Consider the following 24,736-nt stretch of genomic DNA (forward strand, 5'->3'; position numbering starts at 1 on the left):
ATGGCGGCACCGTTGTCATGCCCACTGTCGCCGCGGGGGATGCCAGGGGTGCGTGAGAGGACAGTAGGAACCGGGCGTCCTGTGCGGACAGGGGGTGGCCGGGGCGCATCGGTGCCCGTGGCCGAAGAGTGCGGTGCGGCCCGGACGGCGGGGCGGCCCGGGACGCCGTAGGGTCCCGGCGGGCGGCCGGTCCGTGCGGACCCCTAGGCCGCCCGGATCGCCTCGATGATCCTCGGGTGGCGGAAGACGAACCCCGAGTCCAGCAGCCGCCGCGGGACGACCCGCTGACTGCCCAGCACATCGCCGGCGAACTCCCCGAGGGCGACCCGCAGCACCGGAGCCGGAGCGGTGCACAGCGTGGGCCGGTTCAGGACATGGCCCATCACGGCGGTCACCTCGCGGTTCGTGACCGGTTCCGGCGCCGTGAGGTTGACCGGTCCGGTGAGGTCGTCGGCGTCCAGGAGGTGGCGCAGCGCCGCGATGTGGTCCGCCAGCGAGATGAAGCTCCAGTACTGGCTGCCGTCCCCGAGCCGGCCGCCGAGGCCGAGCCGGAAGAGCGGGAAGAGCCGGCCCCAGGCGCCGCCCGAGCGGGCCACGACCAGACCGGTGCGGGCGAAGACGGTGCGGATGCCCGCGTCCCGGGCCGGCTTGGCGGCATCCTCCCACGCCGTGCAGACCTCCGGCAGGAAGCCGTGGCCGGCCGGTGCGCTCTCGTCCGTGCGCCGGTCGCCGGTGTCGCCGTAGTAGCCGATCGCGCTGCCGGACACGAAGACCCGCGGCGGGGTGTCCATGGCGGTCAGTGCCGCGGCGAGGGTCCGGGTGCCCAGCACCCGGCTGTCGCGGATCTCCTGCTTGTAGGCGGCCGTCCAGCGGTGGTCGCCGACCCCGGCGCCGGCCAGATGGACGACCGCCTCGCAGCCGGCCAGCCCCGCCGGGTCGAGCTCCTGGCGCTTGGGGTCCCAGCGCACCTCGCCGGCCGCCGCGGGGGCACGCCGGACGAGCCGGACGACGTCATGGCCGTCCGTGCGCAGGGACCGGACGAGCGCCGTGCCGATGAGTCCGGTCGAGCCGGTGATCGCGATCCGCATGGGGCCATACTGCCGCAGTCACGGGCCGGCAGCGGAATCCGGGGCCCCGCTTCCGCCGCGTCGGCTGAAACACCCTCAGCCGCCCCCGGACGTCAGGAGCGGAACCGGTCCCAGAGGTGGGGCAGGCGCTCCGCCAGGGCCTGGTCGTCGTCGAAGTCGAGGTAACCGCCGAGCGGTTCGCGCGGCGGCGCCGGCAGCGCCAGATCGGGCATCACCCCGCCGGTCAACTGCTCGTACGCCTCGTCGGCCGCGTAGCCCAGCTCCTCGGCGTCGCCGTCCAGCGCCTCGTCGAAGTCGTCCAGCAGCTCGGCGAGCTGGTCCGGGTCGTGCAGCCCGCCCTCGAAGACCTCCCGGCCCTGGCCGATCAGCCAGCAGCGGAAGTAGTCGAAGGCGTCGTCGCTGGCACCGCCCAGCAGCAGGGTCGCCGCGGCCCACAGATCCCAGGAGTACGCCCGGTTGTAGCGCGCCTCGAAATGACGGGCGAAGTCCACGACGGCGTCCGGATCGAGCCCGAGCAGCCTTTCGACCAGCGCGTCGGCCTGCTCTTCGGGGTCGCCCTCGGCGGCCTCGCGGGAACTGTCGATCAGTTCCCAGAACTCCGTCTCGTCCATCACCGCTCCAGCATCGGCCCTGCCGGGCCCCGGCGCATGCGGAGTACCCCGGATGCGACGGGGTCGTTATCCGGATCGGTGACGTGGTGTCCGCTGCGGTGACGGGATGTTCGGATCGGTGACGGAGTGTTCGGTCCGGCTCCCGCCCGGCGCCGCTCGACGGGGCGTCGTGTGACCGTCCCAAGAATCACTCGTTGGAACGCGTGCACCACCCACGACGGCGCATTCCGCCATTTTGCGAAGGGCTGTTCCAGGCCATGCCCATGGACGAACGCACCCGGGCCGATGTCGAACGGGCCGAGGCGGCCATCGTCGAGCACTATCCACGGCTCGTCCGCCTCGCCTATCTCGTCCTGCCCCCGTCGATGGGCCGCCACCGCCGGGTCCTGACCGCACACGCCCTGGTCCAGCGGGCACTGCCGCGGGCCCGGCTGCGCCGGCCGGACGGCGGGCTCCCGGCCCAGCGCGGACCGGCGGCCGAGGCCGGCTACGACCTGGTGCGGCTGCGGACCCTGCGGCTGGCGCTGGCGTACGAGGGGCGGACCGGCCGGGGGCTGCCGGTGCTGCCGCAGGTCTGGGGGCTGCGGCTGTTCCCGCGGGCCGGCGGCGCCGAGGAACTCGCGCTGGACCAGGCGCTGTCCGCCGTCCCCGCCTCGGTACGCGCCACCCTCGGGCTGTGGCATCTGGAGGGCCTGGACGAGGAGGCCGCGCGCACCGTGCTCGAAGAGGCCGGGGCGCCCGCCCCGGACCTGGCGCAGCAGGCGGCCGGGCAACTGGACCGGGAGGCCGGGGCCGGCGCCGGGGTGCTGCTGAACTCCGGGGAGTTCGACCCCTGCACGGTGCAGACCCGGCCGACGGATCTGCTGCGCCGCCGGCAGCGGCTGCGGGCGGTGGCCGCGCTGACCGCCGTACTCGCCCTCGGTGCGGCCGCGGCCGGGCTGTGGTGGGGCGCGGGGGAGCGGCCGGCGCGTCCCGAGACCGTCGCGGAGCAGGCACTGGACCCGGCCCGGCTGGTGCGCACCGCCAACGACCGGTGGGCGGACACCTCCCGGGTGGACTTCACCGCCTGGCCCGCCCGCGGCCGGCAGGCCGGCGACCGGGATCTGCTGGGGCGGGCGCTGCGGGTCTGGGCGGCGCCGCCCGCCGACACCCGGATCACCGCGGCCGCGGGCACCTCCACCAGGCCGCCGGACCATCCGCCGCAGCTGCTGTACGCGGGGCTGATCGACAATGTGATGGTGGTGGTCTTCCACGACGGCGAGCGGCTGGTGCGCTACGCCGAGCCCGAAGACGCCACGCCCACCCTGCACTTCGCACGGGTCGACGGCGCGGATCTGACCACCGGGGCCGCGCTGGTGATCGGGCGCGGCAACGGCTGGATGCGCTATCTGCTCGCGCCCTGGATCTCCGAGATCACCACCCGCGATCTGCTGGCGCCGGCCGCCGCGCCGCACGGTCTGCACGTCGCACCGGACGGGGTCACCGACCGGATCGCGACCCCGCCCGCGACGGGCGGCGGCTGCGGACGCTGGCCGGTCGCGCGGTTCCGGCCCTCGACGCGGGTCGTGGAGAACGCCGCCCACGGTGACGACGCGACCTTCCTCCTGGCCGACCTCGACGACCTCGTGCCCGTCCACCTCCTGTACGTGCCGCCGCCGTCGTCCGGCGGCACCCCGTCCGGCGGAGCGCACGAGGCCACCGCCGCCCCGGCGCTGCAGAGCTGGGCCCGCACCGCCTGCACGCTCGGGACGCTGCGCGGCGCCGGCGTACGGTCCGTCACCGACTGGGCGTTCGCCGAGCAACGCCTCCCCGAGGGCGCAGGACGGGCGACCTGGGTGTGCACCCGCGCCGATACCTGGCGCGGGCCCGGGAGCGTGACGCTGCGGTTCCTGCCGCCGGCCGCGCGCCCGGCCGACCCCGGGCGGATCGCCGGCCGGGCCTCGGACACCGCGGCCTGCAGCCGCTTCGGGCCGCAGGTGCTGGGCGAGGTCCACTGGCAGGCCAAGACGGGCTCGTGGTATCTGCTCGCGGCCGGCAGCCAGGAGGTCGGCGGCCTCGCCGCCACCGGCGGCGTACGGGCCACCGGTGACGGGAGCACGCTGGCCGCACCGGCCGCCCCGGGCACCCCCGCGACGGTCACCGGGCGGCTGCGGAGCGGGGCGAGCGTGCGGGCGTTCGGCCCCTAGAAGACTCATGAAGATCTTGCTGAGGGGTCGTTCGGCCGCAGGCCGGGCGGCCCCTCCGGCTATGTGCTGGCCGGGGCGAGGTGCCAGGTTCCGTTGGTTCGGTTGAGTCCGAGGTTGATCAGTCGGCGAAGGTTGAGGGCGGCTGCTCGGGTGTGGAGCCAGGTGTCGTTCTTGATGGTGCCGCGGTAGCGGAGTTTGCGGTTGCCGTGGTGGACGAGCCAGGCGACGGCACGTTCGACCGGTGGTCTCCAGCGCCGGTAGTCGGCCTGCCAGTCGGGATCGGTGGCGGCCTGCTGGCGGGCGGCGGCGAGCAGATCGTGGTGCGGACGGATGGTCAGGATCCGCCCGGCCTTGGCCTTGGTGCACCGCTCACGAAGGGGGCATCCGGCGCACACGTCCTTGAACCAGGCTTTGCGCTGGTGGTACTGCCCGGCGGGAGCGGATAAAGGGACGGTGTGTCCGGCGGGGCAGGTCACGGTGGCGGCGACGGTGTCGATGACGAAGTCGTCGAGGGTGAAGCCGCCAGGGACGGCGGGCCGCAGCGGTGCGGGTTTGAGGAACAGCCGGTGACCGGCGGTTTCGAGGCTGTGGCGGGCGTCACCTGTGGAGTAGGCGGTGTCACCGAAGGCGTCAACGGGCTCGTCCTCGTCGGTGAGCAGGTCGATTCCGACCATCGCCTCGTGGTGCTCGGGACCGGCTCCGGGCCGCAGGGCGACGGCGGTGTATAACCCGGTCTCGGGCTCAATGGCGAGGTGGGCCTTGAAGCCGTCCTGCTGGTGGGTGCGGGTCTTGTGCACGTGCCGGGCTTCGGGGTCGACAGTGGAGACCATCCGGTTCTGTGCGGTGCCTTGGGTGATGCGCCAGCGCCCGTCGCGGCCGTCGGAGTCCTCGGCGGGCTCCACGTCCTGGCCCGCGACCAGGGCCAGGATGCCGACCGCGTTCGCGGCCTTCTCGCCGAGCTGCTGCTCGGGCAGGTGGCCCAGCAGCCGCAGCGCGTCACCGACCAGGGCGTCGACCAGGTCGGCACGGGCCTGCTCGTCGTTCCAGGCGATCCTCGGCTTGCCCGGGTCGTTGTAGTCGTGCGCGGTGCAGTGCACCGCGACCACCTCGCCGGCCCCGGGGACGTCCCGGATCACCGCCCGGATGGCGGCGATGATCTGGGTGACGGTGTCCTGGGTGGCCACCGCGTCATCCAGCACGGTGGAATCCAGCGCCCGGCGGTGCTTGCCCTTGAGGACACCGGTGGCCTTCACGACCTCCCGCACAGCCTCGAACACCCGGTTCGGCCGGGCGGAACGGGCCAGCCGGCGGCGGAAGTAGGCCAGCAACGACGGATCGAACGCCATGTCATGAAGGCCCAGTCCGCAGGCTGCCTTCCACCTCAGGTCGCACCGCAGTTCCTGGACCGTCTCGAAGTCCGACAGCCCGTGCAGGGCCTGCAGCGTGATCGCCGAGGCCAGGATCTGCGGCGGCATACTCGGCCGCCCGTTCGCCGACGGGTACATGTCCGCGAACATCTCCGCTTCGAACAGCGTGCTGCGATGCTCGGCCAGGAAAGCGAACACACTCCCCGCCGGGATCAAATCCCGGCAGGTCTCCCACACATCCGGCCCGACCGTCTCCCCGGCCCATTCCCCCATCACCACAACAAGCAGTCTGGCCCCGCCGCTCACGCGGCGGGGCCAGAACTCCAAGATCTTCATGAGTCTTCTAGGGCGTGTCCGCAAAGTCCCGTCGTCCGCCCGGAGGGCGGGGCTCGCGGCGTCTGGTGCGGTGCATCGCAAGGCGGAGGGTCGTCCTCGTAGTGGGCCTACGTGGACGATCCCGACAACGCAGCGAGGCGCCGTGCCAGGCGTCGCGAGCCAGGCGGGACTTTGCGGACCCGCCCTAGGGGGCGGCCCGCCAGGGAAATCCGCGGGGTGCCCGCTGAATCCCGACAGGAGATGTCCGGTTTCGCTGTCAGGGTCGCCGTGTACGGGTCGAAGGACCTGAGAGCGAGGAGTGGCATAGGTGACGAAGGAACTGACGGGACGGGTGGCGCTGGTCGCCGGGGCGACCCGGGGCGCGGGCCGGGCGATGGCGGTGGAGCTGGGCCGGGCCGGCGCCCTGGTGTACGTCACGGGGCGGACGACGCGGGAGCGGGTCAGCGAGGTCGGCCGGCCCACGGAGACCATCGAGGAGACCGCGGAGCTGGTCACCGAGGCGGGCGGCACCGGCATCGCCGTACCGGTCGACCATCTGGAACCGGAGCAGGTGGGGGCGCTGGTCGAGCGGATCGACCGTGCGCAGGGACGGCTGGATGTGCTGGTCAACAGCCTCTGGGGCGGCGACCGGCTGATCGAGTTCGGCACCCGGCTGTGGGACCTCGATCTGGCGGGCGGTCTGCGGATGCTCCGCCTGGGCATCGACTCCCACCTCATCACCAGCCATTACGCGCTGCCGCTGCTGATCCGGCGGCCCGGTGGGCTGGTTGTCGAGATCACCGACGGCACCGCCGACTTCAACCGCAGATACCGCGACAACCTCTGTTTCGACCTCGCCAAGAACGCCCCGCACCGCATCGCCTTCGGCCTCGCCGCTGAGCTCGGGGAACACGGCGGTACCGCGGTCTCGCTGACCCCCGGATTCCTGCGGTCCGAGGAGATGCTGGACCACTTCGGGGTGACGGAGGAGACCTGGCGCGAGGCGGTGGCCGAGGACCCGCACTTCGCCATCGCCGAGTCGCCGGCCCTGATCGCCCGTGGGGTACGGGCGCTGGCCGCCGATCCGGACAGGGCGCGCTGGAGCGGCCGCTCGCTCTCCAGCGGCCAACTGGCGAAGGAGTACGGCTTCACCGACACCGACGGCTCCCGCCCCGACTGCTTCGGCTACTTCGAGGAGGTGGTCTTCGGCGGCCGGGACGCGCCCGCGGCCGACTACCGCTGACGGCTGCCCGCGGCGCACGACGCACGGCCGCACGTCTACGCATATCCGGCGGCCATCCGGCGGGCGGCCGCCGCCATGCGTTCCCGCAGGTCAGCGGGCGCGAGCACCTCGCCTTCCGGGCCGAGCGCCAGCAGCTGGGCGTAGGCGACCTCGGGGGACTCCACGGCCAGGGTGACCGTCAGCCGGTCCTGTTCGTCGGGGCCGCCGGCCGCCTGGGCCCGGGCGATCGCCTCGCGGGCCGCGGCGCGTTCGGTGACGTACGGCAGCTGGCGCACACCGTGCGAGGAGAGCCGCAGCACCACCTCCGCCCGCAGGATCGAGCGGGCGAACTCCGCCGCCCGCCCGGCCCAGAACGCCGGCAGGTCGAAGGACGCGTCGCGGTCGAACCGGCCGTCACGGGCCCCGGCGGCCCCGGTGCCCTCCTCGGCCGCGACGGCCTCCACGGCGGTGAATCGGTCGACCCGGTAGACGCGGTGGCCCCCGTCGACGCGCGCCGCCAGATACCAGACCCCCGCCTTCAGCACCAGGCCGTACGGCTCCAACTCCCGTGTCACCTCGGTGTCCTTGCGGAGGTAGCGGGCGGTGATCCGGCGGTCGTCCCAGACCGCGTCGGCGATCGCGGGGAGCAGCTCCGGGGGCTCGGGATGCTGATACCAGCCGGGTGCGTCGAGGTGGAAGCGCTGGGCGGCGCCCGTCGCGGCGTCCCGCAGCTCGGGGAGCAGGGCGGCGGAGACCTTCAGCCGCGCGGCGGAGGCGGCGTCCCCGAGGCCCATCTCGCGCAGCGCCGTGGGCACTCCGGACAGGAACAGCGCCTCCGCCTCGCTGCGGCCGAGGCCGGTGAGGAGAGTGCGGTAGCCGCCTATGAGGCGGTAGCCGCCGGCCCGGCCGCGGTCCGCGTAGACCGGGATGCCGGCCTCGGAGAGGGAGAGCACGTCGCGGGCGACCGTGCGCTCGGACACCTCCAGCTCCTGCGCCAGCTCGGCGGCCGTCCTCGACGGCCGCGCCTGGAGCAGCAACACCATCTTGATCAGCCGGGCAGCACGCATGCCTTCATCATGCAGGGGACCACTGACAGCGGCCGGGTGGCGGTCGCCGGGCAGGCCGGGGCGAAAGAGCCCGCCCGGCCGCGGTCAGGGCTTTGACCGGCCGGGCGGAGCGGGTTCCCGTGCGAAGGCCCCGGGCGCGGGAAGGTGGCCTCCGCACGGGAGTTCGGGGTGCCCGTGAGGGCGGGCGGACCCGGGCCGGGCCCGCCCTTGGGTTCACAGCCCGTAGCGTTCCCGGGCTTCCTTGACGGCCTCCGGCTTGACCTCGCCACGGCGGGCGAGGGCGGCCAGCGCCTGGACGACCACTGACTGCGGGTCGACGCCGAAGTGCCGGCGGGCCGCCTCGCGGGTGTCGGACAGGCCGAAGCCGTCGGTGCCGATGGAGGTCCAGTCCTGCTCGACCCACGGCGCGATCTGGTCCGGAACCGCCCGCATCCAGTCGCTGACCGCGACGACCGGGCCGGGCGCACCGGCCAGCGCACGGGTGACGTACGGGATCCGGTCCTCACCCTCCAGCCGGGCGGCGTCGCACTCCAGGGCGTCGCGGCGCAGCTCCGTCCAGGACGGCGCCGACCACACATCGGCCGCCACGCCCCAGTCCTCGGCCAGCAGCCGCTGTGCCTCCAGGGCCCAGTGGATGGCGGTACCGGACGCCAGCAGCTGCAGCTGCGGGCTGTCGGCCTCGGGCCGGGTGCCCTCCTGGAAGCGGTACAGGCCCTTGAGGATGCCCTCTTCGACGCCCTGGGGCATGGCCGGCTGGACCTTGGTCTCGTTGTAGACCGTCAGGTAGTAGAAGACGTCCTCGGCGTCGGGGCCGTACATCCGGCGCAGGCCCTCCTTGACGATGACGGCCACCTCGTAGGCGAAGGCCGGGTCGTAGGAGAGCGCCGCCGGGTTGGTGGAGGCGATGAGGTGGGAGTGGCCGTCGGCGTGCTGGAGGCCCTCGCCGGTCATCGTCGTCCGGCCGGCGGTGGCGCCGATGACGAAGCCGCGGCCCAACTGGTCGGCCAGCGCCCAGAACTGGTCGGCGGTGCGCTGCCAGCCGAACATCGAGTAGAAGATGTAGAAGGGGATCATCGGCTCGCCGTGCGTCGCGTAGGACGTCGCGGCGGCGGTGAAGTCGGCGAGCGAACCGGCCTCGGTGATGCCCTCGTTGAGGATCTGGCCGTCCTTGGCTTCCTTGTACCAGAGCAGCTGATCGCGGTCGACCGGGTCGTAGGTCGCGCCCCGGGGGGAGTAGAGGCCGGCCGTCGGGAAGAGCGACTCCATGCCGAAGGTGCGGGCCTCGTCGGGGACGATCGGCACCCAGCGCCTGCCGGTCTCCTTGTCCCGCATCAGGTCCTTGATCAGCCGGACGAACGCCATGGTGGTGGCGATCTCCTGGCTGCCGGAACCCTTCTTCAGGGCGTCGAAGGCCCTGTCGGCGGGCATCGGCAGCGGCTTGGCGACGACCTTGCGGGCGGGCGCCGGGCCGTCGAGGGCGGCGCGCCGCTGTCGCAGATAGACCATCTCGGGGGAGTCCTCGGCCGGGCGCCAGTACGGCACCCGGTCGCCCTCCAGCGCGCTGTCCGGGATGGGGAGTTCCAGGACGTCCCGCATGGTGCGGAACTCCGCCATGGTCAGCTTCTTCATCTGGTGGTTGGCGTTACGGGACTCGAAGCCCGCGCCGAGGGTGTAGCCCTTGACGGTCTGCGCCAGGATGACGGTCGGCGCGCCCTTGTGCTCGACGGCGGCCCGGTAGGCGGCGTACACCTTGCGCGGCTCGTGGCCGGCCCGGGAGGTCTGGAACAGCTCCAGCAGCTTGGCGTCGGACAGGCCGGCGGCGAGCGCCCGCAGCGACTCGTTCGCGCCGAAGAAGTGCTCGCGCAGGTAGGCGGCGTCACGGGTGGCGTACGTCTGGAACTGCGCGTCGGGGGTCTCGCCGAGGCGGCGGATCAGGGCGCCGTCGGTGTCGAGCGCGAAGACCTCGTCCCAGGCCCGGCCCCACAGCGACTTGACGACGTTCCAGCCCGCGGCGCGGAACTGGGCCTCCAGCTCCTGCACGATCTTGAAGTTGGGGCGGACCGGGCCGTCGAGGCGCTGGAGGTTGCAGTTGATGACGAAGGTCAGGTTGTCCAGGCCCTCGCGGCCGGCCAGCGCCAGGGCGGCGGTCGACTCGGGCTCGTCCATCTCGCCGTCGCCCAGGAACGCCCAGACGTGGGAGTTGCTGGTGTCCTTGATGCCGCGGTGCTCCAGGTAGCGGTTGAAGCGCGCCTGGTAGATGGCGGAGAGCGGGCCCAGCCCCATGGAGACGGTGGGGAACTCCCACAGCCACGGCAGCCGCCGGGGGTGCGGGTAGGAGGGCAGGCCCTCGCCGCCGGCCTCCTGGCGGAAGTGGTCGAGGTGGTCCTCGGTGAGGCGGCCTTCGAGGAAGGCGCGGGCGTAGATGCCGGGGGAGGCGTGGCCCTGGAGGTAGAGCTGGTCGCCGCTGCCGTCGCCCTCCTTGCCGCGGAAGAAGTGCTGGAAGCCGGTCTCGTAGAGCCAGGCGGCCGAGGCGAAGGTGGCGATGTGGCCGCCGAGGCCCAGCGCGGAGCCGCGGGTGACCATCGCGGCGGCGTTCCAGCGGTTCCACGCGGTGATCCGGGCCTCCAGCGCCTCGTCACCCGGGAAGTCGGGCTCGGCGGAGGTCGGGATGGTGTTGACGTGGTCCGTCTCCAGCAGGGACGGCAGGGCGGTGCCCTCGGTGCGCGCGGTGTGCTCCAGGGCACGGCGCATCAGGTAGGCGGCACGATGCGGTCCTGCTGCCTCGGTGACGGCGTCGAGCGACTCGCGCCATTCGGCCGTCTCCTCGGGATCACGGTCCGGGATCTGGTCGAGCTGGCTGTACGGCAGGCGCACGGGATCGGGCATGGGTGGCCCCTTTCCGGACGGGAGGGAAGCTCGGGGTGTCGTCGTGGCCGGGTCCGCGGTCCACAGGGCAGGACGGCGGACCCTCGACGACACCCCTACGAGTTCGGCAGGCAGGTGGGTTGTCGCGCCCCGACGGAGACGATACGCCCCTGATCGATGATCGATCAACGGTCCCCGGAGGAATCACCGCAGGTCGGCACGGGGTGCCGCGAGTTTGGGCACCGCGTGCCAGCCGAAAGGGGGCCGGTCACCCTGTCCGGGAGAGGGCCGCCCGCCCCCTCCCGGACGCCCTCAGACCCGGGGTGCGCAGCTCAGCACGTGCGACTTGAGCAGGGCGCCGATCTTCGGGTCGCGCCGCCGGAAGGCGTCCACGATCTCCTGGTGGTCCTGGGCGTGCGCACGCGGCTCCGGGCTGAACCAGCGGATCGACAGCGTCGTCCAGACCTCGATGCCCAGCGACTCCCAGGTGTGCAGCAGTACGGCGTTCCCGGCCGCCTGCACGATCTCCCGGTGGAAGGCCACGGTGTGCCGCACCTGCGCCTCGCCGTCACCGGCCAGGTCCGCCGCGCGCAGCGCCGTCACCTCCCGCTCCAGCGCCGCGGTGTCCTCGGCCAGCCGCCCGGCGGCCAGTTCGGCGGCCACCTGCTCCAGCCCGGCCCGCACCGGATAGCTCTCCTTGAGGTCGTCCGCGGTCAGATTCCGCACCCGGACGCCCTTGTTCGGCGCCGACTCGATCAGCTGGAGCGACTCCAGCTCGCGCAGCGCCTCCCGTACGGGCGTCTGGCTGACCTCCAGCTCCACCGCGATCCGCCGCTCGACGATCCGCTCGCCCGGCTGCCAGCGGCCGCTGACGATCCCCTCGAGGATGTGCTCGCGGATCTGCTCGCGCAGCGAATGGACGACGGGCGGGGTCATGAGGTGCTCCTTCAGAGCGGGGGGTGGCAGGGGCCATTATCCGGGACGCGAGCGCGCAAAGGGGCCGGCCCCGGTTCGTACGAGACGCTGTACGAACCGGGGCCGGCCCCTTGCACACCTACGGGCTGACTACCGGGCTCAGAGACCGATCTCGGTCTCGAACTCGGCGGCCTCCAGGATCTGCTTGACCGTGGTCAGGTAGCGGGCGGCGTCCGCGCCGTCCACCAGACGGTGGTCGTAGGAGAGCGCCAGGTAGGTCATGTCGCGCACCGCGATGGTCTCGCCGAGGTCCGGGTGGTTGATGACCACCGGGCGCTTGACGGTGGCACCGATGCCCAGGATGCCGACCTGGTTCGGGGGCACGATGACGGTGTCGAACAGGGCGCCGCGCGAACCGGTGTTGCTGATGGTGAAGGTCGCACCGGACAGCTCGTCCGGCGTGATCTTGTTCGCGCGGACCTTGCCCGCCAGGTCCGCCGTCTTGCGGGCGATACCGGCGATGTTGAGGTCACCGGCGTCCTTGATGACCGGGGTCATCAGGCCCTTCTCCGCGTCCACCGCGATACCGACGTTCTCGGTGTCGAAGTAGGTGATGGTGCCCTCGTCCTCGTTGATCCGGGCGTTGACGACCGGGTGGGCCTTCAGCGCCTGGACAGCGGCCTTGACGAAGAACGGCATCGGGGAGAGCTTGACGCCCTCACGCTGCGCGAAGGCGTCCTTGGCCTGGTTGCGCATCCGCATGATCTTGGTGATGTCCACCTCGACCACGGTGGTCAGCTGCGCCTGGCCGTGCAGGGCCTTCATCATGTTGTCGCCGATGACCTTGCGCATCCGCGGCATCTTGACGGTCTGACCGCGCAGCGGGGACGCCTCGATGGCCGGGCCCGTCGACTTGGCAGCCGCGGCCGCCGGCGCAGCCGGAGCGGCGGCCTTGGCGGCCTCCGCGGCGGCGATGACGTCCTGCTTGCGGACGCGGCCACCGACACCGGTGCCCTTGACCGTGGCCAGGTCGACGCCGTTCTCCGCGGCGAGCTTGCGCACCAGCGGGGTGACGTACGCGCCCTCGCCGGCGGCCGGAGCCGGGACGACGGGAGCGGCGGCGGGCGCCGGGGCAGCGGCGGCCGGAGCCGGAGCAGCAGTGGCCGGAGCCGGCGCGGGGGCCGGAGCCGGAGCCGGAGCCGGCGCGGCGGCGGGCGCCGGGGCGGCAGCGGCCGGAGCCGGAGCCGGGGCGGGCTCCGGAGCGGCGGCGGGGGCCGGGGCAGCAGCGGCCGGGGCGGCAGCTGTCTGGCCGGCCGCACCGATCACGGCGAGCTTGGCGCCGACCTCGGCGGTCTCGTCCTCACCGACGACGATCTCCAGCAGGGTGCCGGAGGCCGGCGCCGGGATCTCGGTGTCGACCTTGTCGGTGGAGACCTCCAGCAGCGGCTCGTCGGCCTGGACCTCCTCGCCGACCTCCTTCAGCCAGCGGGTGACGGTGCCCTCGGTGACGCTCTCGCCGAGCGCGGGGAGGACGACGTCCGTGCCCTCGGCGCCACCCGTGGGGGCGGCGGCGGGGGCGGGGGCCTCGGCAGCCGGAGCCGCGGAGGGCTCGGGCTGCGGCTCGGCCGCGGGGGCCTCGGCAGCGGCCGGGGCCGGGGCAGCGGCAGGCGCGCCGGTGCCGTCGTCGATGACGGCCAGCTCGGCGCCGACCTCCACGGTCTCGTCCTCGGCCACCTTGATGGCGGACAGGACACCGGCGGCCGGGGCCGGGATCTCGGTGTCGACCTTGTCGGTCGACACCTCGAGCAACGGCTCGTCGGCCTCGACGCGCTCACCCTCGGCCTTGAGCCAGCGGGTGACGGTGCCCTCGGTGACGCTCTCGCCGAGCGCCGGCAGGGTTACAGAAACCGCCATGGTTTCAGTTGCTCCTTACAAATGTGGTGCGGATGTGGTCGCGCCCGGGACTGGGGTCAGTCGTGGGAGTGGAGAGGCTTGCCGGCCAGGGCCAGGTGGGCCTCGCCGAGGGCCTCGTTCTGCGTCGGGTGCGCGTGCACGAGCTGCGCAACCTCGGCCGGCAGGGCCTCCCAGTTGTAGACCAGCTGGGCCTCACCGACCTGCTCGCCCATACGGTCACCGACCATGTGGACGCCGACCACGGCACCGTCCTTGACCTGGACGAGCTTGATCTCGCCCGTGGTCTTGAGGATCTTGCTCTTGCCGTTGCCCGCGAGGTTGTACTTGAGAGCGACGACCTTGTCGGCGCCGTACAGCTCCTTGGCCTTGGCCTCGGTGATACCCACCGACGCGACCTCGGGGTGGCAGTACGTGACGCGCGGCACGCCGTCGTAGTCGATCGGCACGGTCTTCTGACCGGCCAGCCGCTCCGCCACCAGCATGCCCTCGGCGAAGCCGACGTGCGCGAGCTGGAGGGTGGGAACGAGGTCACCGACGGCCGAGATGGTCGGCACGTTGGTCTGCATGTACTCGTCGACGAGGACGTAGCCGCGGTCCATCGCGACGCCCTGCTCCTCGTAGCCCAGGCCCGCCGAGACCGGCCCGCGGCCGATCGCGACCAGCAGCACCTCGGCCTCGAAGGTCTTGCCGTCGGCGAGGGTGACCTGCACGCCGTCGGCGGTGTACTCGGCCTTGTCGAAGAAGGTGCCGAGGTTGAACTTGATGCCCCGCTTGCGGAAGGCCCGCTCCAGCAGCTTGGAGCTGTTCTCGTCCTCGACCGGGACGAGGTGCTTGAGGCCCTCGACGATGGTCACGTCGGTGCCGAAGGACTTCCACGCGGAGGCGAACTCGACGCCGATGACGCCGCCGCCCAGCACGATCGCGGACTTCGGCACGCGGTTCAGCGTCAGCGCGTGGTCGGAGGAGATGATGCGGTCGCCGTCGATCTCCAGGCCCGGCAGCGACTTGGGCACGGAGCCCGTCGCCAGCAGGATGTGGCGGCCCTGGACCCGCTGGCCGTTCACGTCGACGGAGGTCGCGGAGGACAGCCGGCCCTCGCCCTCGATGTACGTCACCTTGCGGGAGGCGATCAGGCCCTGCAGGCCCTTGTACAGGCCCGAGATGACCTCGTCCTTGTACTTGTGGACCGCCTCGATGTCGATGCCCTCGAAGGTGGCCTTGACACCGAACTGCTCGCTCTCGCGAGCCTGGTCGGCGATCTCACCGGCGTGCAGCAGAGCCTTCGTGGGGATGCAGCCGTTGTGCAGGCAGGTACCGCCGACCTTGCCCTTCTCGATCAGGGCGACGTCCAGGCCCAGCTGCGCCCCGCGCAGAGCCGCGGCGTAACCACCGCTGCCGCCGCCGAGGATCACTAGGTCGAAAACGGTGCTGGCGTCGTTCGCCACGTCACGTCCTCCATGCATGGGTGCGCCGGAACCGGTCCTCGATGACCGGACCGCGGCTGTTGTTCGGCCGCTTTAACTTCGGCCCTGGGTAAGGGGGGCCCTGTCCTGCCGAGAACCCATCTTCGCACTTGTTCCGTGAAGCCGGGACGGCGGGCCGGGCTGTGGGACGGTGATCAGCCGCCCCGTATGGGTTACTGGCGCGTACGGGCGTACGGATTTCGTCGAGGGCGAACGCGGACGAACGCGCACCCAAGGCCCCGGGCGGGATGCCCGGGGCCTTGGGGATCAAGCGGACAGCGGGGTGGAAATGCCCCGGCCGGGCGGTCAGCCCAGGTCGCCCGCGGCGGTGCGCTCCGCCAGCCGGACCAGGGTGCGCACCGCGGATCCCGTGCCGCCCTTGGGGGTGTAGCCCCAGGGCGCGCCCTCGTGGAAGGCCGGGCCCGCGATGTCCAGGTGGGCCCAGGTGATGCCCTCGCCGATGAACTCCTTCAAGAAGAGCCCGGCGACCAGGCCGCCGCCCATCCGCTCACCCATGTTGGCGATGTCGGCGATCGGGGAGTCCATGCCCTTGCGCAGCTCGGTGGGCATCGGCATCGGCCAGGACTGCTCGCCGACCTCCTCCGCGATCTCGTGGATCGAGGTGCGGAAGGCGTCGTCGTTGGCCATGATCCCGAAGGTGCGGTTGCCCAGGGCGAGCACCATGGCACCGGTCAGGGTGGCGACGTCCACGATCGCGTCCGGGGACTCCTCCGAGGCGCGGGTCAGCGCGTCGGCCAGCACCAGCCGGCCCTCGGCGTCGGTGTTGAGGACCTCGACGGTCTTGCCGCTGTACATGGTCAGCACATCGCCGGGGCGGGTGGCCGAGCCGGACGGCATGTTCTCGGCGAGCGCCAGCCAGCCGGTGATGTTGACCTGGAGGCCGAGGCGGGCGGCGGCCACGACCGCGGCGAACACGGCGGCCGCACCGCTCATGTCGCACTTCATGGTCTCGTTGTGGCCGGCCGGCTTGAGCGAGATGCCGCCCGAGTCGTAGGTGATGCCCTTGCCGACCAGCGCCAGGGTCTTGTCCGCCTTGGGGTGGGTGTGCGCGATCCGCACCAGCCGCGGCGGAGCGTCCGAGCCCTGGCCGACGCCCATCAGGCCGCCGTAGCCGCCCTTCTTGAGCGCCTTCTCGTCCAGCACCTCGACCTTGAGGCCGAACTCCTTGGCGGCGGCCTGGGCCTGGGCCGCGAAGGACTTCGGGTCGAGGTCGTTGGAGGGCATGTTGATCAGGTCGCGGGCGCGGTTGATCTCCTCGGCCAGCGCCACGGCGCGCTCGGCCGCGGCCTTGAACTCCTTGTCGCGCGGCTTGCCGCCGAGGATCGCGGCCTCGCCGAGCGGCGCCGACCGGTCGTCGTTCTTCTTGCCCTTGGCGCCGGCGCCGTTGCTGCGGTACGCGGTGAAGGTGTACGCGCCGAGCAGCGCGCCCTCGCTCACCGCGGCGGCCGCCTCGGCGTCCTCGACGGGCAGGGCGAAGCCGGCCTTCTTGGTGCCGGACAGGGCACGGGCGGCGCTGCCCGCGGCACGCCGCAGCGCCTCGTTGTCGTAGGCGTCGCCCTTGGCCGGGGCGTCGCCCAGGCCGACCGCCAGCACGACCGGCGCCTTGAGGCCGTCGGCGGCGGGCAGCTTGGTCACCTCGCCCTCGGCACCACTCGCGCCGAGGGTCTCCAGCACGGCGGCGAGCTTGCCGCCGAAGGCCTTGTCCACGGCCTCCGCGCCGGGGGCGACAACGACGCCCTTGGCGCCCTTGGCCACGCCGACGACGACGGCATCCGCACGCACCGTTGCGGCGGGAGAAGTACTGAGGGTCAGTGCAGTCACGGTGATAAGGGTCCTGTTCCGTCCGGGGAATCCGTCTGCGCGCAGCGCGCTGCTGCGGCCGAGCCTACGCTCGGCGGCGCCCCGCGGCCCTGTCCCCAGCCACACCGGCGACAACGCACGTCGCGGCGGAACGTGCCGCAGGAGGTGAACTGCCATGAAAACACGGTGAGTTGGAGGGTCGGGGGAGGGTGTGTGGCGGTCAGCCGAGTGCGAGCGCCAGCAGCGCCGTGAGCCCGGCGCTCTCCGCCAGGGCCCCGAACACATCGCCGGTCACCCCGCCGAACCGGCGCCGGCAGTGCCGCAGCACCAGCTCGCCCAGCCCGAGGCCGGCCACTGCCGCGAGCGCGGCGTGCAGCGCGCCGTACGGACCGAAGAGGGCGCCGGCCGCCGCACATCCGGCGGTCACCAGCGCCGCGCACAGCAACGCCGCCCGCACCGGGACGCTTTCCGCGACGGCCGCGCCGAGTCCCTCCGGGCGGGCGGCCGGTACCCCCGTACGGGAGGCGAGGGTCAGCGCGGTGCGGGAGAGGACCGCGGCGACGGCCGCCGCGGCCGCGCCGCGTGCCCAGCCCCCGGCGTACAGCCCGGACAGCGCGGCCACCTGCGCCAGCAGGGTGAACAGCAGCGTGAGGACCCCGAACGGGCCGATGTCCGACTGCTTCATGATGCGCAGGGCGTCCTCGGCGGGCTTGCCGCTGCCCAGGCCGTCGGCGGTGTCGGCCAGCCCGTCCAGATGCAGTCCGCGGGTGAGCACCGCGGGCACCGCGGCGGTGCCGACCGCGGCCAGCAGCGGACCGCCGCCGAGCAGCAGCAGCGCCCCGCCGACCGCGGCCGCGCACAGCCCGACGACCAGCCCGGCCAGCGGCGCACAGAGCATTCCGCCGCGCGCCGCCGCCCGGTCCCAGCGGGTCAGCTGCACCGGCAGCACGGTCAGCGTCCCGAACGCGAAGCGCAGGGCGTCGGCGGCGGACGGGGGAGCGGGAGTGTCGGTCACCGCGGCAGGCTATCCGGGCGCCCCCGGCGTTTGGCTGCCGGTCCCGGGCGCCGGGAGGGGGCCTAATGGTGGCCAGGTGTCCTTACGCGGCAAAGGGGAGCGTGTGGGATGGGCCACTGGTGGTACCGCAACATCGTCGAGCCGGGGAAGCTGCCGCTGCTGCTCGCCCTGGCCTCGTTCGTGCTGACCTTCCTCGTCACCCGCGTCATCACCCGCCTCATCCGCGCGGGCCGGGGGCCGTTCCGCAACATCAGCCCGGGCGGCGTCCATGTGCACCACGTCGTGCCCGGTGTGGTGCTGATGGTCGTCGGCGGCTTCATCGCGCTCGCCGGCGGCCGGCGCGGCTTCGGATCCGGTATCGCGGCGGTGCTCTTCGGCATGGGGGTGGGCCTCGTCCTGGACGAGTTCGCGCTGATCCTGCATCTGGACGACGTCTACTGGACCGAGGAGGGGACCAAGAGCGTCGAGATCGTCATCCTCACCGTCGCCCTGGTCGCCCTGATCCTCGGCGGGTTCCTGCCGTTCGGCGTCAACGAGCTGTCCCCGGAGGAGTCCACGAACCGCGTCACCGTCGTACGGACCGTGGCCGTCAACTTCCTCTTCGCGCTCGTCGCGCTCACCAAGGGCAAGGGCCGGATGGCGATCATCGGCGTCTTCGTGCCGTTCGTCGCGCTGTTCGGCGCGATCCGGCTGGCCCGGCCGCACTCGCTCTGGGCCCGGCGCTTCTACCGCAACCGGCCCCGGGCGCGGGCCCGCGCCCGGGTCCGCGCCTTCCGCCACGACCGCCGCTGGTCCGGGCTGCGCCGCAGGGTCGAGCAGTTCATCGGGGGTGCTCCCAGCCGCTGACGGGCCGCAGGCCCGCCGGTGCGCGCGGCCGGCACACCTCCCGCAGCAGACAGGCCGCCAGCACCGCCAGCACCGCCGCCACATGCTCCTTGCCCGCCAGGTTGTTCTTGATGAACACCACCTCGAGGACCATCGCGGCCACCACCGCGGCACAGGTGAACCACGCGCGATGGCGCCAGCACACGTACACCGCCAGCCCCACCACGGCCGCCGAAGGCCCGGTGTCCAGCACGTACTTGTCCGCGTCGGCCAGCCCGATGGGGCTCTGCGGGCCGATCCAGATGCCGATCCGGGCGTACATCGTCCCGGCGAGCGTGGCCAGGTAGGCGACCCCCAGCGTCTGCCGCCAGCCCACACAGATCTCGGCGATCCCGAAGACCACCAGGATCTGCGCCAGCGCACCCCACACCGGAAGGTCCAGCGCGGGCACGAACAGCGACAGCGGGGTGCGCAGCAGCGCCAGCCACAGGTGCTCCCAGGCCTGGACGGAGCCGATGTCCTGCACCGCCCGATAGCCCCAGGCCTGGTTCTGTACGCACTGGAAGACCAGGGTCAGACAGACCGCGACGAGCGTCACCGGAATCGCCCGCAGCTTCCGCACCGCCAGCGCGGACCACACCGTGCCCAGGAGGGGGCCCCACTCGGCAGCCGCGGCGCGGCGCAGGACCGAGGTCTCCCGCCGCCCCGGCGCAGGCACCTGACGCCCCGCCCCGGCCTCGCTCATCTCGCCTTCTCCAGGTGCTTGCGGTTCAGCCACTTGGGCAGACCAGGTGCTTCCAGAAAGCCTTCCGCGCGGCCCGCGGCGATTCCGATCCGCAGCAAATCGGTGCTCTTTTCGAAGAGCATGTACCGCGGCTCCCAGATGGGCCGGTATTTCGCATTGGCGCGATAGAGCGATTCAATCTGCCACCACCGGGAGAAGAAGCTGAGCAGTGAGCGCCACAGGCGCAGCACCGGGCCCGCGCCGAGCCGTGAACCGCGTTCGAAGACGGAACGGAACATCGCGAAGTTCAGTGAGAGCTGAGTGATCTCCACCTCTTTCGCGCGCTGGATCAACTCCAGCACCATGAACTCCATCAGGCCGTTCTCGGAGTTCCTCTCCCGCCGCATCAGATCCAGCGAAAGGCCCTTTGCGCCCCACGGCACAAAGCTCAGCAGCGCCCGCAGCTCACCGTCCGCATCGCGGCACTCGAGGAACACACAGCTGCCGTCGGCCGGGTCGCCGAGCCGGCCCAGCGCCATCGAGAAACCGCGCTCGGTCTCCCCGTCGCGCCAGTCGTCGGCCAGCTCCAGCAGCCGGTCCATCTCCTGCGCGGGGATGTCCTCGTGGCGCCGGATACGGACGGTGTAGCCGGCCCGCTCGATGCGGTGGTAGGCCTGCCGTACGGTGCGCATCGCCCGCCCGGCGAGCGTGAACTCCGCGGTCTCCACGAGCGCTTCGTCGCCGAGCTCCAGGGCGTCCAGCCCGTGCCGGGCGTAGATCGTGCCGCCCTCCTCGCTCGCGCCCATCACGGCCGGCGCCCAGCCGTGCTCCCGCGCCTCGGTCAGCCAGCCCTCGATGGCACCGGGCCAGGCCTCGGGGTCGCCCAGCGGATCACCGGAGGCCAGCGACACCCCGCCCACCACGCGGTAGGTGACCGCGGCCTTGCCGCTGGGGGAGAACAGCACGCTCTTGTCGCGGCGCAGCGCGAAGTAGCCCAGCGAGTCGCGGTCGCCGTGCCGGGTCAGCAGCCCGCGCAGCCGCTCCTCGTCGTCCGCGGTGAGCGCGTCGGTGGTGCGGACCGAGCGGAAGGCCGCCCACAGGACCGCGACCAGCAGCAGCGTGCTCAGCACATTGATCGCGACATTGACCCAGTTCGGGGTGGTGATCTCCGGGAACGCCCGGTCGTCGGCGGCCAGCGACACCAGCCGCATCAGGCCGTAGCGCCAGCGCTGCACGAAAGTCGAGGGGCCGTCCGCGGTGTTGGTGGCGCTCACCAGCAGCGCCGCGAGCAGCGAGGCGACCAGCAGGCCGCCGGCCGCGACCGCCGCCGCCAGTTTCGGATTCGAGCGGTCGCCCTTGGCGTAGAACTCCCGGCGTCCGACCACCAAGGCGGCGACGAACAGCGCGGTCAGCCCCAGCGACACCCAGTTCTGCACATGTTCGCGGAACTCCGGGAACGAGGCCAGCACGACGCCGAACAGCAGCATCAGCAGAGCGGAGAGCACCAGATTCAAAATCCACGCCGCCCGCTTGCGCCGCCGCAGGGTGATGCAGAGGAAGAGTGAGAAGGCGCCGGAGGCGAAGCCCGCCGTCAGCAGATACGGAGTGAAGAATTCCGCGCTGTTGTGCCGGCGGATGCCGTTACCGAACGACACCCACACCGCACTCAGCACATTGATGAACGTGACCGTACGCAGATACCAGATTCCGAAACCGGCACCACGCCGTGACCATGGACCGCGCGAGCGGCCTTCCTCCGGACTCAAGCGATGTCTCCCATAAAACGTGTAAAGCGCGATCTTATGGGGCGCACACCGGTGGTCCGGTACGGCAGGAAGCAACGAGCGCCCGCAAAGGGGCGCTCGTCCGGTCGCTTCGTCCCGGCGGCCGGCCGCGGTGGGCCGGTGCCGGGTCAGTCGCGCACGGGCAGTTCCGCCGCCAGGGCCGCGGCCGCCTGCACCAGTGGCAGGGCGAGCAGTGCCCCCGTCCCCTCACCCGCAGTGACGCCGTGGTCGAGCAAAGGGTTGAGCGCGATCCGGTCCAGCGCCTTCGCCTGCGCCGGCTCCCCGCTCGCCTGCCCGGCCACCCACCAGTCCGGCGCCCGGAACGCCACCCGCTGCGCCACCAGCGCACAGGCCGCCGAGACCACCCCGTCCAGGATCACCGGGGTGCGGCGCACCGCGCTCTGCAGCAGAAAGCCGGTCATCGCGGTCAGATCCGCGCCGCCGACCGCGGCCAGCAGCTCCAGCTGATCGCCGAGCACCGGACGGGCCCGCCGCAGGGCGTCGCGGATCGCCGCACACTTGCGCATCCACGCCAGATCGTCGATGGGGGCCCCGCCCCGCCCCGTGACCACCGAGGCGTCCGTGCCGCACAGCGCGGCGATCAGGGTGCTCGCCGCCGTCGTCCCGCCGACGCTCAGATCGCCCAGCACCACCAGATCGGTGCCGGCGTCCGCCTCCTCGTCCGCGAGGGCCATCCCGGTCCGGAACGCGGCCTCGGCCTCCTCGGCCGTCAGCGCGTCCTCGATGTCGATCCGCCCCGAACCGCGCCGCACCCGGTGCCGGGTGACCTCCTCGGGCAGCTCCCCGGGCTCGCAGTCCACCGCCAGATCGACCACCCGCAGCTGCGCCCCCGCGCCGCGGGCCAGCACCGCCGCCGGGCTCGCACCGTCCAGCACGGCCCGTACGAGATCCCTGGTGGTCCCCGCCGGCCGGGCCGAGACACCCAGCTTCGCCACACCGTGATCGCCCGCGAACAGCAGCACCCGCGGCCGCGCGACGGGCCGCACCGGCACCTGCTGCTGCGCGGCGGCCAGCCACTCGCCCAGCTCGTCGAGGCGGCCCAGCGCCCCCGGCGGCACGGCCAGGCGCGCCCGCCGCTCCTCGGCGGTGCGGCGTACCCCGCCGTCGGGGCGCTCGATCAGGTGGGCGAAGTCATCGAGATTCAGGGCGCTCATTGGGCGCAGATTACCGTCAACTCACCGCTGACGAGGCACGTCGGGGGGAACGGGCTCCCGCGAAGCGCACCTCGCACACCAGGGGCGTCAGCGCCCGCAGCACCGGCGCCCGCTGCCCCAGCCACGACGGCAGGACCCACGCCGCCGGCCGCCCCGCCCGGCCCGGTGCCGGCACCGGCGCGACCTCGCGCACCGCGGCGATCCCCGGGTGCGTACCCGCCACCCGCGGCAGGTCACCGCGGTCCAGCCCCCAGCGCACCGGAGCCGGCCGCCGGCCGCCGCCCGGCGCGGCCGCGGCCCGCCGGGCCAGCGCCGCGGTCAGCCGTGGCAGGGCGTCAAAGACCAGCGCACCACCGGGAAACCGCTCCGCACACGCCGCCAGCAGCGCCCGCACCGCCGCCGGCGACAGCCGCATCAGCACCCCCGGCGCGGTGACGATGACCCCGCGCTGCGGTTCCCGCACGGCGTCCAGCCAGCCGTGGCCGCCCGCCGCGCAGGCGACCGTACGCCGCCGGGGCCCGTCCGGCAGCAGCATCCGGCGCACCGCCGCGGCCTCCGGCACCACCACCGTCAGCCAGGTCAGCCGCCCGTTGTCCAGCCGCCAGAAGCCGGTATCACCGGTATCGAGGCCCTCCCCGAGCGCGACCACCGTGGCCTGCGGGTACCGCTCCAGATAGGCGCGGACGGCCGCGTCGAATCGCCGCCCGCGCGCCCCCGGCTCCCGGGCGGGCGACGCGGCCCGCCCGGCCGGTGCATCAGTCTGGGGCCGGGTCCGCTCGGATTCACTCACACCTCAAGAGCACCCGGCGCCGCACCCCGGGGCAAGCGGACACGGGCCCCGCCGGGCATCCGTCATCCACGCAGCGCAAGCGCCTGGCCCGCGACGACCAGCAGCACCTGCTCGCACTCCGCGGCGAACGCCGCGTTCAGCCGCCCCAGTTCGTCGCGGAACCGGCGGCCCGCCGGCGTCGCCGGGACGACTCCGGAGCCGACCTCGTTGCTGACCGCCACCACCGGCCGCGGGGTCGCGCGCACCCCCGCCACCAGTGCGTCGGTCCGCTCCCGCAGCGCCTGCCGGCCCCCGGCCTCCCACGTCTCGTCGTCCCACGCCCCGACCTCGTCCATGACATGCGTCAGCCACAGCGCCAGACAGTCGATGAGCAGCGGCGAGGCATCGGCCGCCCGGCCGGCCCCGGACCCCGCGACGGCCCCGGCGGCATCCGCCCCGGGACCCGCGGCCTCCACACCGGGCCACACGGCGCCGGCGTCCCGCCGAGCCCCGGCCGCTTCCTGCCCGGCCGGGGCGGCTGTCTTCCCCGGCCTCCCCGCTTCCAGCAGCGGCACCAGATCGCACGTCTCGACCGTCCGCCAGCTGCCCGGGCGCCGCTCGCGGTGCAGCGAGACCCGCTGCGCCCAGTCCTCGTCGCCGTCCCGGGTCCCCCCGGTGGCCACGTACACCACGTCCGGGAAGGCCGCGAGCCGCCGTTCCGCCTCCACCGACTTCCCGCTGCGCGCCCCGCCCAGCACCAGCGTGCGCCGCGGCAGATCCGGCACCGCGTGATACTCACCGACCACCAGCGAACTGCCGTCCGCCACCGCGCGGGCACCCACCGCCGCCAGCCTGCGGTGCAGCTCGGGCCCCGGCGGCACGCCGTGATCCACGTGCACCGCGACCACATCCGTCGCCGCGTCGACCAGGCCGCCCGCCCGCAGCCGGGCCAGCGCGTCCGGCCGCTCCAGCACATCGAGCAGCACCAGGTCGTAGGGCCCCGCGCCGCCCTGGCCGCGGTCACCGCCGCCCGCCGCCCGGCCGGTGCCGCCCGGCAGCCCGGCCGGTGCCGCGCCCGGCGGCAGATACAGCAGCCGCTCGCCGTCGGTGCCGGAGATCTCATAGCCGGTGCCCGGGATGTCCACCGCGACCGCCCGCACCCGGTGCCCGTCGAGCAGGGCCAGCTCCCGCCCGTCGGCGACCCGGCCCGGCTGCGGCAGCCCGGCCGGCACCTCCATCGCCGGGCCGTCGTGCGGATGCGAGAGCAGTACCTGCCGGACGCCCGCCAGCGACCGCCCGGCCCGGGCGGCCGCGAAGGCCGGCCCCGGCGTCAGATCGATCAGCAGCACGCCGTCGACGAGCAGCGCGGTCGCCGCCCGCGCCCCGTCGCCGACGGCGGTCGCACAGGCGGCACACGGGCAGCCGGGGCGCGGCAGCCCCTGCGGGGCCCCGGTGCCGAGGAGAGTCACATCCACACCGCCGAGTTTCTCGCGTCCGGCCGCGGTGAGCGCGGCGGGGGCGGACTCGACACGGCCGTTAGGCTGCCGATCAGCACGGAAGCACGGCACCGCGCAACGTGGCAGGACCACTTCCGCGGTGGCACGGACTCG

18 protein-coding genes are annotated in these 24,736 nt (G+C 73.2%); 3 read left to right on the forward strand and 15 right to left on the reverse strand.

The window, feature by feature from the left end; genetic code table 11:
• Window positions 1-203: 203 nt before the first annotated feature.
• Window positions 204-1,088 (reverse strand): TIGR01777 family oxidoreductase, encoded by an 885-nt coding sequence (locus OIU81_RS26825; protein ID WP_329151787.1) that lies wholly within the window; start codon window positions 1,086-1,088, stop codon window positions 204-206.
• 92 nt (window positions 1,089-1,180) lie between these two features.
• Complete coding sequence (locus OIU81_RS26830) at window positions 1,181-1,699, reverse strand: DUF4240 domain-containing protein (RefSeq protein WP_329151788.1); 519 nt, start codon at window positions 1,697-1,699, stop codon at window positions 1,181-1,183.
• Between the two features lie 263 nt (window positions 1,700-1,962).
• On the opposite strand from OIU81_RS26830, the gene OIU81_RS26835 reads away from it, so the two are divergent.
• On the forward strand, window positions 1,963-3,885 hold the full coding sequence (locus tag OIU81_RS26835) for a hypothetical protein (protein WP_329151790.1): 1,923 nt from the start codon (window positions 1,963-1,965) through the stop codon (window positions 3,883-3,885).
• Between the two features lie 59 nt (window positions 3,886-3,944).
• Here the strand turns inward: OIU81_RS26835 and OIU81_RS26840 are convergent, their stop codons facing one another.
• Entirely contained in the window at window positions 3,945-5,525 is a 1,581-nt protein-coding gene (locus OIU81_RS26840; RefSeq protein ID WP_329154932.1) for an IS1182 family transposase, read from the reverse strand.
• Window positions 5,526-5,895: 370 nt separating this feature from the next.
• On the opposite strand from OIU81_RS26840, the gene OIU81_RS26845 reads away from it, so the two are divergent.
• On the forward strand, window positions 5,896-6,810 hold the full coding sequence (locus OIU81_RS26845; RefSeq protein WP_329151792.1) for an SDR family oxidoreductase: 915 nt from the start codon (window positions 5,896-5,898) through the stop codon (window positions 6,808-6,810).
• Between the two features lie 35 nt (window positions 6,811-6,845).
• Here the strand turns inward: OIU81_RS26845 and OIU81_RS26850 are convergent, their stop codons facing one another.
• The 7 genes from OIU81_RS26850 to OIU81_RS26880 all read right to left on the reverse strand — a co-directional run bounded on the left by OIU81_RS26850 (window position 6,846) and on the right by OIU81_RS26880 (window position 17,849).
• A complete protein-coding gene (locus OIU81_RS26850; protein WP_329151793.1) occupies window positions 6,846-7,856 on the reverse strand; it encodes a helix-turn-helix transcriptional regulator in 1,011 nt (336 codons plus the stop codon).
• A gap of 213 nt (window positions 7,857-8,069) precedes the next feature.
• Entirely contained in the window at window positions 8,070-10,742 is a 2,673-nt protein-coding gene (aceE, locus tag OIU81_RS26855) for a pyruvate dehydrogenase (acetyl-transferring), homodimeric type (RefSeq protein WP_329151794.1), read from the reverse strand.
• A gap of 291 nt (window positions 10,743-11,033) precedes the next feature.
• Window positions 11,034-11,657: a GntR family transcriptional regulator gene (locus OIU81_RS26860; RefSeq protein WP_329151795.1), complete on the reverse strand. Its 624-nt coding sequence runs from the start codon at window positions 11,655-11,657 to the stop codon at window positions 11,034-11,036.
• 138 nt (window positions 11,658-11,795) lie between these two features.
• On the reverse strand, window positions 11,796-13,550 hold the full coding sequence (gene sucB, locus OIU81_RS26865) for a 2-oxoglutarate dehydrogenase, E2 component, dihydrolipoamide succinyltransferase (protein WP_329151796.1): 1,755 nt from the start codon (window positions 13,548-13,550) through the stop codon (window positions 11,796-11,798).
• A 56-nt stretch (window positions 13,551-13,606) separates the two neighbouring features.
• Complete coding sequence (lpdA, locus tag OIU81_RS26870; protein ID WP_329151797.1) at window positions 13,607-14,995, reverse strand: dihydrolipoyl dehydrogenase; 1,389 nt, start codon at window positions 14,993-14,995, stop codon at window positions 13,607-13,609.
• Window positions 14,996-15,319: 324 nt separating this feature from the next.
• Entirely contained in the window at window positions 15,320-16,855 is a 1,536-nt protein-coding gene (locus OIU81_RS26875; RefSeq protein ID WP_329151800.1) for a leucyl aminopeptidase, read from the reverse strand.
• 199 nt (window positions 16,856-17,054) lie between these two features.
• On the reverse strand, window positions 17,055-17,849 hold the full coding sequence (locus OIU81_RS26880; RefSeq protein ID WP_329151802.1) for an adenosylcobinamide-GDP ribazoletransferase: 795 nt from the start codon (window positions 17,847-17,849) through the stop codon (window positions 17,055-17,057).
• Window positions 17,850-17,957: 108 nt separating this feature from the next.
• On the opposite strand from OIU81_RS26880, the gene OIU81_RS26885 reads away from it, so the two are divergent.
• Window positions 17,958-18,695 carry a hypothetical protein gene (locus OIU81_RS26885; RefSeq protein WP_329151804.1) on the forward strand — a complete coding sequence of 246 codons (738 nt, stop codon included), beginning with the start codon at window positions 17,958-17,960 and terminating at the stop codon, window positions 18,693-18,695.
• On the opposite strand, the gene OIU81_RS26890 is transcribed toward OIU81_RS26885, so the two are convergent.
• From OIU81_RS26890 to OIU81_RS26910, 5 genes are all read right to left on the reverse strand, one after another.
• The gene (locus OIU81_RS26890; protein WP_329151805.1) at window positions 18,670-19,419 is read right to left on the reverse strand and encodes a hypothetical protein; all 750 of its coding nucleotides are present in this window, start codon (window positions 19,417-19,419) and stop codon (window positions 18,670-18,672) included. The two genes, OIU81_RS26885 and OIU81_RS26890, sit on opposite strands and share 26 nt — an antisense overlap.
• Window positions 19,416-21,164 (reverse strand): phosphatidylglycerol lysyltransferase domain-containing protein, encoded by a 1,749-nt coding sequence (locus OIU81_RS26895; protein WP_329151808.1) that lies wholly within the window; start codon window positions 21,162-21,164, stop codon window positions 19,416-19,418. The genes OIU81_RS26890 and OIU81_RS26895 overlap by 4 nt, the downstream gene beginning before the upstream one ends.
• A gap of 146 nt (window positions 21,165-21,310) precedes the next feature.
• The gene (cobT, locus tag OIU81_RS26900) at window positions 21,311-22,357 is read right to left on the reverse strand and encodes a nicotinate-nucleotide--dimethylbenzimidazole phosphoribosyltransferase (protein WP_329151810.1); all 1,047 of its coding nucleotides are present in this window, start codon (window positions 22,355-22,357) and stop codon (window positions 21,311-21,313) included.
• Between the two features lie 16 nt (window positions 22,358-22,373).
• Window positions 22,374-23,147: a class I SAM-dependent methyltransferase gene (locus tag OIU81_RS26905; protein WP_329151812.1), complete on the reverse strand. Its 774-nt coding sequence runs from the start codon at window positions 23,145-23,147 to the stop codon at window positions 22,374-22,376.
• Between the two features lie 62 nt (window positions 23,148-23,209).
• Entirely contained in the window at window positions 23,210-24,601 is a 1,392-nt protein-coding gene (locus OIU81_RS26910; RefSeq protein WP_329151814.1) for a bifunctional adenosylcobinamide kinase/adenosylcobinamide-phosphate guanylyltransferase, read from the reverse strand.
• Window positions 24,602-24,736: the final 135 nt, after the last annotated feature.

This window comes from Streptomyces sp. NBC_01454, from assembly GCF_036227565.1.
GTDB lineage: Bacteria > Actinomycetota > Actinomycetes > Streptomycetales > Streptomycetaceae > Streptomyces.

Bases quoted from the DNA above. Each gene is read 5' to 3' on its own strand.
- OIU81_RS26885 (WP_329151804.1), top strand. From the start codon at position 17,958: ATGGGCCACTGGTGGTACCGCAACATCGTCGAGCCGGGGAAGCTGCCG.
- OIU81_RS26840 (WP_329154932.1), bottom strand. From the start codon at position 5,525: ATGGGGGAATGGGCCGGGGAGACGGTCGGGCCGGATGTGTGGGAGACC.
- OIU81_RS26860 (WP_329151795.1), bottom strand. From the start codon at position 11,657: ATGACCCCGCCCGTCGTCCATTCGCTGCGCGAGCAGATCCGCGAGCAC.
- sucB (WP_329151796.1), bottom strand. From the start codon at position 13,550: ATGGCGGTTTCTGTAACCCTGCCGGCGCTCGGCGAGAGCGTCACCGAG.
- aceE (WP_329151794.1), bottom strand. From the start codon at position 10,742: ATGCCCGATCCCGTGCGCCTGCCGTACAGCCAGCTCGACCAGATCCCG.
- OIU81_RS26835 (WP_329151790.1), top strand. From the start codon at position 1,963: ATGGACGAACGCACCCGGGCCGATGTCGAACGGGCCGAGGCGGCCATC.
- OIU81_RS26825 (WP_329151787.1), bottom strand. From the start codon at position 1,088: ATGCGGATCGCGATCACCGGCTCGACCGGACTCATCGGCACGGCGCTC.
- OIU81_RS26850 (WP_329151793.1), bottom strand. From the start codon at position 7,856: ATGCGTGCTGCCCGGCTGATCAAGATGGTGTTGCTGCTCCAGGCGCGG.
- OIU81_RS26830 (WP_329151788.1), bottom strand. From the start codon at position 1,699: ATGGACGAGACGGAGTTCTGGGAACTGATCGACAGTTCCCGCGAGGCC.
- OIU81_RS26890 (WP_329151805.1), bottom strand. From the start codon at position 19,419: ATGAGCGAGGCCGGGGCGGGGCGTCAGGTGCCTGCGCCGGGGCGGCGG.
- cobT (WP_329151810.1), bottom strand. From the start codon at position 22,357: ATGAGCGCCCTGAATCTCGATGACTTCGCCCACCTGATCGAGCGCCCC.